This window comes from bacterium (genome assembly GCA_030247525.1).
GTDB lineage: Bacteria > Electryoneota > JAOADG01 > JAOADG01 > JAOADG01 > JAOTSC01.
Genome location: JAOTSC010000129.1, coordinates 1 through 9,774, shown reverse-complemented (window position 1 = coordinate 9,774; position 9,774 = coordinate 1). Strand labels below are relative to the sequence as shown.

Sequence of the window (9,774 nt, the reverse complement as noted above, 5' to 3'; positions counted from 1 at the left end):
GCATCGAGTCACAAAACTGAAAAGATGTTGGCATTATTGGGTTACGATCATATGTTCCGAGCAAATTAAAATGTAAAGAATCGTCAATCCGATATGTTTTGATATCTGTGTCGTCAAATATAAATGCTGTGTTACCCATTACTTTAATGCCATTGTAACGAGAATACTCTCTTGTGGAACTATTTAGTATTTGAGGGTTATTAGGAGTTAAAAAACTAACGATACTAAATTGGTAATAAAAACGATAGCCACTTCCAAGTGAACCACCATACCAACTTGAAAAAATGTAGGCTCGAGTGTCACTTACGTCATAAGCATAAGCACTACCTGTTGGACTATATGTTCCGACAATACTCGGGTTACTTGGTTGATTAAATGTAAATGCTGTTACACCTTGCCCGCACAATGCATATCCAAGATTGCCTTCGATGATTATCTTTTTTGTATTTGTAATATCTAAACTTCCAACTTGAAATGGTGAACTTGGATTTGATACGTCAACAATTTTAATACCTTGTTCATAACTCGCAAGGATTGCGAGGTTCCCGACAAGAACTACATCTTTTATCGACTGACCAGTAACGAAGTGTCCAATTTCAACCGGTCGGTCGGGGTTTTGGATATCGACTATTCTTAACCCCGTCAATCCTGTTGCTACGTAACCACAATTACCCGAAACAACAATTCCAGTAGCATTATTCCACATTTCATAATTGTGGAGTTTGCCAACACATCTTACCCCCAAACTATCCTGTGCCATCGAAGTTTGTAGCAGAGTTATGAGTAAAAGAATCGAGATAACGAAAACTCGGGAAAGCATCGGGAAAGAATCTTGGTGTGGTTTCATCGTTCGCTCCTGCATTGTGGTCGGTATCATGGGAATGGAACTGTCGATCTACCTTTGATCAAGTTACCCAAACAAAATGGACAGGTCAATCGATTTTACACCATATAGCAAAATATCCGCGAACTGTAGGGAATTCCAATCGAAACATCCCCAAAGATCCCGATACCCTCACAGGATACTCTAATTCCCTTCGAGGAATGGCATTCCCCTTGAAAACATATTACTTTGCCCCCAAGCAATTCTCGAAAGGAAGCTTCGATGTCCGACGACTTTGATTTTGCGAGTCAAATTGCTTTTGGCTCCGACAGTTTCGCTGACAACCCCGACCCCCGCGTTCCTTGCCTATTGATCCTGGATACGTCCGGCTCGATGCGCGGTGCGCCGATACAGGCTTTGAATGAAGCGCTGCAAGTGTTTCGCGACGAAATTCTGAACGATTCGCTGGCAACTAAGCGGGTCGAAATCGGCATTATCACCTTTGGTCCAGTACAAATCGTTACCGAATTCACTTCTCCCGATACCTTTATCACTCCGGTATTGGTCGCCCAAGGCGATACTCCAATGGGAGGCGCAATTCAAGCCGGTTTGAAAATGCTCAACGATCGTAAGGAGGAGTATAAGAATAACGGCATCTCCTACTATCGCCCATGGGTGTTCATGATCACCGACGGTTCGCCGACCGACGACTGGATGACGGCGGCAGAATTGATCAAAGAAGGTGAGCAGGAGAAAGCATTGGCATTCTTCCCGGTTGCGGTCGATGGCGCGAGTATGAGTATTCTGCGTAAGATGTCAGTGCGCGAACCGCTCAAACTACAGGGTATGAAGTTCCGCGAATTCTTCCTCTGGCTTACCGCCTCGATGAGTGGCGTCGCACGCACTGAACCCGGCATGACAGTTCCGTTGGAAAGCCCGAAAGGTTGGGCAGAACTGTGAGTTGGAAGTTTGCCCAAGCCGTTGTCATCGGCACCTCGCATATCGCGTCCGGCACAGTATGTCAAGATTCTTGTATGCTCGACCGGGTCACCAATGCGAACGGCGAAGAGTACATTATGGCGTTTGCATCCGACGGTGCCGGTAGTGCCAAACGGAGTAAGGAAGGTTCCGAGCTTGCAACCCGGCGAATTTGCGAACAGATAAAAGCCGCGGTTCTGGAGAATCCACCCGATCATCTGTTTTCTGAAAAAGAGGTGATTCACTGGGTTCATGAAATTGTGATGGAGATTCGGCACAAAGCGTATGATGAGAACATTGTGCCACGCGAATTTGCTTGTACCTTGCTTGGTGTTGTAACGAGTCCCCGGCAAACCATCTGCCTACAGTTAGGCGATGGTGCAATCGTGCTTAGTAAGAATGGCGCAATGGGAATGGTGTTCCGACCCTACTCCGGCGAATACGTCAATGCCACTTTTACGCTCACCGATGTCAACGGATTGGAAAATCTTAAAATTCAGTTTCTCGATTATGAATTAGAGCAGTTTGCCGTCTTTACCGATGGAATTCAACCGTTGGCTTTGAGTTATGCGACGCAAACCCCTCACCCACCATTCTTCGAGCCGATGCTTACCTATATGCGTAATCCGCAACAGTTCAATCCGGTTAACGTCAACATCGGATTGGAAAAGCTGCTCGGTTCCGATAAAGTGAATGAACGGACGGAAGACGATAAAACATTGATTCTGGCTACACGATTATGAGCGAATTATCCTTCTTCGATGGCAGTGGCGAGAAAGTTGAGATCGGGAAAGAGCTTGGACGAGGCGGCGAAGGCGCGGTCTACGAGCTAAAAGATGACACTCGGCAACTCGTTGCGAAAATCTACCACGAACCACTGAAAAAAGAGAAACAGGAAAAGCTGTTGGCGATGGTCGGGAATCAAAGCCCCGATTTAGTCAATGTCTCAGCTTGGCCGATTCAAACACTGCATACGAAGAAAAAAGGTCCAGTTACCGGCTTTCTGATGGGGAAAGCAGTTGGCTACGATCCACTGCACCATTTATACACGCCCAGTAACCGTAAGAATGTTTTTCCCAATGCAAGTTGGGCATTTCTTGCGCACGCCGCGCGGAATGCCGCTGCTTCGATTGCTGTCATTCACAGTCACGGCCATGTTGTCGGCGATATCAACCAAGGCAATATCTTTGTCTCCAAGAATGCGGTAATAAAGTTAATCGATTGCGACTCTTTCCAGATAAAAAGCGATGGCGGTAATTACCTCTGCGGTGTCGGGGTCGGGCATTTCATTCCACCGGAGTTACAGGATCTTGATTTAACCAATCTAGTTCGAACACCGAATCACGATAACTTCGGACTCGCGATTTTGGTCTTTCACCTTCTTATGATGGGTCGCCACCCGTACTCTGGAATTTATTCCCGGATGAACGATGTTACTCTTGAGCAGGCGATTAAAGAGCATTGGTATGTGTATGCGCCGCAAGCGAGTAAACGCGGTTTGCAACGGCCAACGAATAGCTTAGGTACCGGCGTTTTGTCCGATGAGTTAAATGCGCTGTTTCTGCGCGCATTTGCACCGGAAGGGGTCGAACCGAACGCTCGTCCTACTGCTAAAGAGTGGGCAATCGAGTTGGAGAAGTTCGAGAAGTCGTTGACACAGTGTCTCAAGGTGCCAATTCACAAGTACCACGGGGAAAAGTCACGCTGTCCCTGGTGCGAAGCGGATATGGAAAAGATTGTCTTTTTCGTCGATACTTCGTTGCCTACGCTCGATACAACCTTTAACTTTAAGAACGTCCGGAAACAAGTTGCCGAAATTCGTACACCGGGGCCAGCGCCGGATATCAAAGTAACGAAAACGTTTACCCCGAAACCGATGCCGCCGACCTTGATCCGGGCAAAACGTATGACTTACCTGCAACGGGTCGGAATCGGAATCGGATTGTTGGCGTTAGCGTACTATTGGCCCTATGGATTATTCCTGGGGCTTCCCATCGGGATTTGGCTGGCATATCTTCCAGTCGATAAAAAAAATGAATATGCGATTCGGGAGCTAGCCTATAAGAGTGCGAATCGAACTTATACCGATCTCGCAATCGAGTACAAGCGGGATGCCGGCGATTCCCGTTTTTTGGCGCAGTTAACGATTATCAATACATTCTTGTTTGACTATCGCGATCTCAATAACTGGATGGATCGAACGAAAGACGAATTCAAACATCATGGGAAACTGCGCGCGCTGCAGCGATATCTTTCGTCGTTTTCTTTAATTGATGCCGATTTACCCGAAGTCCCCGAACGGCAACGGGTCGTGTTAGAATCGTTTGGCGTAGAAACCGCGTTGGATGTCGAGTGGGCGAAGGTGTATAACATTAAGGGTACAACTTCGGTGATGGCGACAGCGCTGCTCGATTGGCGGAACAAGCTGGAAGAGCAATTCGTATACGAAGAGCGCGATCAATTGGAAAAAGAGGACGAACTGGCTTACATGCAGGCATATTATAACTACCGGCGCCAGCTCGAATCTTCAATAACCACTTCCGTGCAGGAATTGATCGATCTAAAAGCGGATATTCTCACGAAACGCGAGTCAATGTTCGAGCAGGTAACGGAAGCACTGAACCAACGTGAGCAGTTAAAACTCGACTTGGATTTCTGTAAGAAGTTTTAATCTAATCAGAGAATTGGTTCAACATCGGCCTGGGTTATTCTTTCTGGTTATGAGGAAAAGAACAAATTGAGTAACAATCCAGTGAATGAAACAAAACCTTCAACTGAATCGTTCGGTTGGTTAGAGCGATTAGAAATTCTTGCTAAACATCGTAAATTCCTTTTACGGTGGATTTTGCTTTGGACGATTCTCGGAGTTGTTGCTGCGTTTGTTTGGCCACCGACATACAAAGCAGTAAGCAGTTTTATGCCTCCAACAGAAGATGGAAATAGCTTACTGGGAGCATTGAGTTCGACATTGCGAATGAGCAATGTTTCCGATGTGCAAAGTGGTGGTTTTAATGCAGTTCTAACTTCGAAAAGGTTACGTGATTCGCTGAATATCCGTTTTGATTTCATGAAACGGTATGGGGTCGATAAATTAGAAAAAGCATATAAAGAGTTCGATAACCGTTTTGAAATTAATACTTTAGTTGAAGAAGGAATCGGTATCAACCAAATTTTAACTTTTTACATCTCTGTTACCGATAAAAATCCGAATGATGCAGCCGCAATGGCAAATGCTGTAATAGATTATACCGATGCGATAGCTTCCAAACTAACATCGACTCGCCAACATAATACTCGAGTATTCTTAGAGAAACGGACGATGGCTGTCAAGGAGTCATTACAAATTGCCGAGGATTCATTGCGTTTGTTTTCCCAACGAACCGGTATTATTTCTCCAGAAGCTCAGATCGAAGCGACAATTACAACCCTTCAAACAGTCGAAAAAAATATCGCTGAAATTGATGTTGCGTTATATGTAGCAAAAACAACGATGGGTGGGACTCATCCTCAAGTAAAGGAATTGGAAGCAAAGATTACGGAATTGAGCAAACAACGAGACGAGATATCTGGCAAGATCGATCGAACGTTAAGTTCAAATTTGATAGCATTAAAAGATTCGCCTGAGTTAACTCTCGAGTTCACAAGAAGGTATCGTGCGGTACAAGTTCAGGAAACAATGCTGGTCTTTTTGATCCAGCAATTAGAACAAGCAAGGTTGGGTGAGCAACGCGATCAAAAAGTTTTACATTACTTGGATCAAGCAATATCACCAGAAGTACGAAGATGGCCAATCCGGTCGTTAGTTGTTGTGTTGGCGGTTGCCTTAGGCTTGTTTTCGGCATTGGTGATCATTGGTTGGAAAGAATGGATAATTGCGATGGAAGGATCTGAACAATATACAAGACTGAAAGATTTATTACGACAATTTTATCCCAAATATTTATGGAAAGCTTTTACTGGAAAGGGATGAAATCATTTATTCTACAAATGAAAAAGTTAACCGATTAGGAAATTGGATATGGTGGTCGGTAATAGCTACCTTACTTGTTTCTACTTCTACGTACATTTTGTTAAAGCTTCCTTATACTAATGTTACACTTTCTATCGCATTAGTGTTAACAGTGATTACCATCTCATTTCGAACTCCCATACCAAAAGTCCTAATACCTAACCAGTTGGGTTGGCCGATTTTTGTTATTCTTCCTTTACTAACTTCTGTATTCGGAATAATATATTTCTATTCGGGGTTGCGAGGCGGTTTGATAATAATGATCGCTTCTTTCTTGTTCGGTGTCGGTTTAGTTTTATTGATTAGTAATGATATCATGATTTCTCGTGAAAACCATTGGAAATCGTTGACTCACCGTTTGATTCCACTAACATTATTGCTACTGATAACACTTATATCATTGATTGTTTCGATTGCTTATACAAATAAAGCGGGAATGATCTGCTTTTTGGCGATAACCAGTACTGTTGTTATTGTATACATATTAGCATCTACAAAGCATCTCCTATTCTTGGCTGTGACATCAATGATATTAGCGATATCTCCTTTTGTAAGTTTTGCAAAAAGTCCATGGATTTATAACATGTGGTGGTTTCTTCTACTTATATTATTTGTGCATCGTGCGAAGTATGACGAGCATAAAATTGATTACCCATCGATGAAAATATTTTTAATATTTGGTTTTTTATATTTCCTATGGGCTTGCTTCTCGTTCTTATTCTCACCGGTTCAAGATTCAAAAACTGTGTTTAAGATATTCGGAGTTGCTTCTCAGTTATTGTTTATTGTACTTCTGGTCGGGAACACGAAAACAATGAATGATGTTCTGGCATTAGCAACGGGTTTTCTGGTTGGCTTTCTAATCATTGCGACATTGATGCTTAAATCTATGCTTGAAATGATGTCGTCACTGAATGCAATCTTGTTGATGGCAATTGGGTTTCGTGCATCGGTTGGTGAGATAAGTCCAAACATCATCACAGTTCCAATATTGATAACTTTCATCATTGCTCTATCATTTGCAAAAAAATCCAGTGGTTACATGAAATATATATTTATACTGATAACTCTATCTGCCTTGTTTTTAATTGTTTCTTCTGGTTCAAGAGCGATGATATTGGTAGTACTACTGGTTACACCTTATCTAATGTCATTCACCAAAAAAGCTTACAGAAATACCTTGTTTGTGTTGGCTGGATTCGCTTTATTGGTATTTACTTTTTACACTTTAAACCAGAGCATTGCAGAGTCACTCCTACGCTTAAATAGCATAGCATCTGGTAGTGGGCGAATTCTGATTTGGGAAAACTCGTTAGAGTTAATTCGAAGCAGTCCAATAATCGGTACCGGACCAAACTCTTCAATGATTTTATTGCAACAGGAAGTGAACCAGTTTTCCTCAGGTTCTACTAGATGGACTGGCGGAAGAGCACATAATGTGTTTATCAATGAAGCAATCGATACTGGATTAGTTGGTGTTACTCTATTCTTGCTGTTTCATATCGGTTTGTTTGTTTGGATTTCTCGGATGGTGCCTGACAAAAAATCGCCTTGGCGAGTCGCAGCTTTCGGTGTGTTAGCAGGTTTTCTCATTCGAGGCTTTTTTGAAGCAAATGATTTACTGCTTTCGCCCGATAAACTGAAAACAGCCTATGCTCCGATTGTATCAATCGTACTCGCTGTTGGCTATCGAATTCAAGTTTCTCGTTCTGAGGATAGATCTCGATCGAACTTCAGAAAGGAAAATGTAAGTTAGTATAAAAACGATTAACACTGTGATGTGGCTTTATTTCTTAAGATTCATCTCTCCTTTCGTATCAACTTGTACTGGCTTAAATACAGATTAGTCACAACTCGTTTTGTTGATTAATACAGCATCGAAACTGATTCGCTTGTCTGTAAAGCTCAGACTAAAAATCTTAGAACAGATAAGTCATGGTTAGACTCGTTTTCTTTCATGAAGGCAATCTATGATTCGTAAGTATTGGTGGCTCGTCGCGTTTGTTGTTTTACTGACGCTTATAGTTTGGTGGCGGCTCCAAAAGCAAGAGGGGTCGACTAACTTGCGTCGGCAAACCACCCCTGTTGTTAAAACCAACGCACCACAACGAAAAAGTATCGTCAACTCGCTAACCTACACCGGCGACGTATTCGCTGTTCAACAAGCGAGCATTAACTCGAAAGTAACCGGTTCGCTTGCTTCGGTATTGGTCGATATCGGCGATCATGTCCGTGCCGGGCAGTTATTGGCAGTTATCGATACTTCCGAATTAGCGCAGCAGCACTTACAAGCGTTGGCAACCTACCGGAATGCGAAGCAAACATTCGATCGTACGCAGGAATTGTTCGAGCGAAAACTCTCATCGCAACAAGAACGCGACAATGCCGAAGCGGCGTTTCAAGTTGCCCAAGCGAACTATGAAGTGGCAAAAGTTCGGCTCGGGTATTCGCAGATCGCCGCGCCATTTACAGGGGTAATTACGAAACGGAGTCAGGATCTTGGTGCCGTGATTGTTGCGAATACTACTTCGATTTTTACACTGATGGATGTCAGTACAGTAAAAGCGATTGTGAACGTATTGGAAAAAGATGTCTCGCAGATCAAACCGGGCATGAATGCGGTTATACGCACTGACGCCTATCCCGATAAAACATTTCTTGGTAAAGTGAATCGGTTGAGTTCCGCGCTTGATCCAGCGAGCCGCACGATGCCCGTCGAAATTCAAGTACCCAATCCAGGTGAGTTATTGAAACCGGGCATGTATGTGAAGGCGACCATCGATATTGAGATACGCGAAAATGTCTTGACAATTCCACCGCAAGCGATTCAACGAAATGGCGACCGGTGTTTTGTCTACGTGATTGAGAATCAGACTGCAAAACGACGGCAGGTAACCATCGGGAAGGAATTAGAAACGGAAACGGAAATTGTGGAAGGCATCTCCGAATCCGATAATGTGGCTATCGTTGGGGTGCAATTCCTCCGCGATGGCGGTAACGTCAATTTGCAACGATAACGGCGGAAGTCTCCTATGTGGTTAACTCGTTTGGCGCTTCGTTATCCGATAACGACGTTTCTGTTTGCTATGACCTTGCTCGTCTTGGGTTGGGTGTCGCTGTCTCAGTTACAAGTTGATTTGCTTCCCGATATTTCTATTCCGGTTGTCACTACCATTACCTATTACCAAGGCGCCGGTCCGCTCGACATGGAACAATCGGTCACAGTGGTGACGGAGCGAGCGGTCAGCTCGGTAAACGATGTCAATTATGTTCAATCGACTACGCGGGAAGGGATTTCCCGGGTTCGGATCAACTTCAATTGGGACGCCGATGTCGATGTTGGCATGGTCGATATCGTACAGCGGGTAAATCGAATTCTCAATCAATTGCCGAGCGGTGTATCCCAACCGAATGTCGTTCGATTTGACATTACTACTCAACCGATTTGTAACATCGCAGTGTCTGGCGACATCGATGAGCGCGATTTATACGATATTGCATTCAATACAATCCAGCCGCAGATTGAACATATTACCGGTGTTGCATCAGCTTCAATCTCTGGTGGCAAAATCCGCGAAATTCAAGTAGTACTGGATCGCGACCGGTTACAAGCGCTGCAGATTCCCGTTCAAACCGTGTTATCCTCGATTGCCAATTCCAATCTTTTGATACCATCCGGCGACTTGAAAATCGGACAGTTCGATTTTTCCCTGCGGACTGAGAGTCGTTTCAATTTGATTAAACCGATAGAAGCAATTGTTCTAAAAACCGTGAATGGAGTCCCGATTCGGATAGCTGACATCGGCAAAGTAGTAGATACGTATCAAGAACAAACGCAGTTAGTCCGTATAAACGGTAAACCGGGACTAACGTTATCTGTACAAAAACTCGCCAAAGCGAATACAATCGATGTTGTCGACCGGATCGTTAAAGCTATTCCCAAGTTACAGGGCGTTCCGGAAAC

Annotated in this window: 8 protein-coding genes; 7 read left to right on the top strand and 1 reads right to left on the bottom strand. The window is 43.9% G+C overall.

Annotated elements, in window-relative coordinates; all coding sequences use genetic code 11:
* Positions 1-847 (bottom strand): hypothetical protein (locus tag OEM52_11280; GenBank protein ID MDK9700716.1); only part of this gene is annotated, 847 nt, incomplete at its 3' end.
* A gap of 258 nt (positions 848-1,105) precedes the next feature.
* On the opposite strand from OEM52_11280, the gene OEM52_11275 reads away from it, so the two are divergent.
* From OEM52_11275 to OEM52_11245, 7 genes are all read left to right on the top strand, one after another.
* Complete coding sequence (locus tag OEM52_11275) at positions 1,106-1,783, top strand: VWA domain-containing protein (protein ID MDK9700715.1); 678 nt, start codon at positions 1,106-1,108, stop codon at positions 1,781-1,783.
* Positions 1,780-2,544 carry a protein phosphatase 2C domain-containing protein gene (locus OEM52_11270; protein ID MDK9700714.1) on the top strand — a complete coding sequence of 255 codons (765 nt, stop codon included), beginning with the start codon at positions 1,780-1,782 and terminating at the stop codon, positions 2,542-2,544. Before OEM52_11275 ends, OEM52_11270 begins: the two co-directional genes overlap by 4 nt.
* Complete coding sequence (locus OEM52_11265) at positions 2,541-4,472, top strand: hypothetical protein (GenBank protein ID MDK9700713.1); 1,932 nt, start codon at positions 2,541-2,543, stop codon at positions 4,470-4,472. Before OEM52_11270 ends, OEM52_11265 begins: the two co-directional genes overlap by 4 nt.
* Before the next feature lie 66 nt (positions 4,473-4,538).
* The gene (locus OEM52_11260; protein MDK9700712.1) at positions 4,539-5,771 is read left to right on the top strand and encodes a hypothetical protein; all 1,233 of its coding nucleotides are present in this window, start codon (positions 4,539-4,541) and stop codon (positions 5,769-5,771) included.
* A 298-nt stretch (positions 5,772-6,069) separates the two neighbouring features.
* A complete protein-coding gene (locus tag OEM52_11255) occupies positions 6,070-7,566 on the top strand; it encodes an O-antigen ligase family protein (protein ID MDK9700711.1) in 1,497 nt (498 codons plus the stop codon).
* A 214-nt stretch (positions 7,567-7,780) separates the two neighbouring features.
* Positions 7,781-8,827 carry an efflux RND transporter periplasmic adaptor subunit gene (locus tag OEM52_11250; GenBank protein ID MDK9700710.1) on the top strand — a complete coding sequence of 349 codons (1,047 nt, stop codon included), beginning with the start codon at positions 7,781-7,783 and terminating at the stop codon, positions 8,825-8,827.
* 15 nt (positions 8,828-8,842) lie between these two features.
* A partial coding sequence (locus OEM52_11245; GenBank protein ID MDK9700709.1) for an efflux RND transporter permease subunit occupies positions 8,843-9,774 on the top strand: 932 nt, incomplete at its 3' end.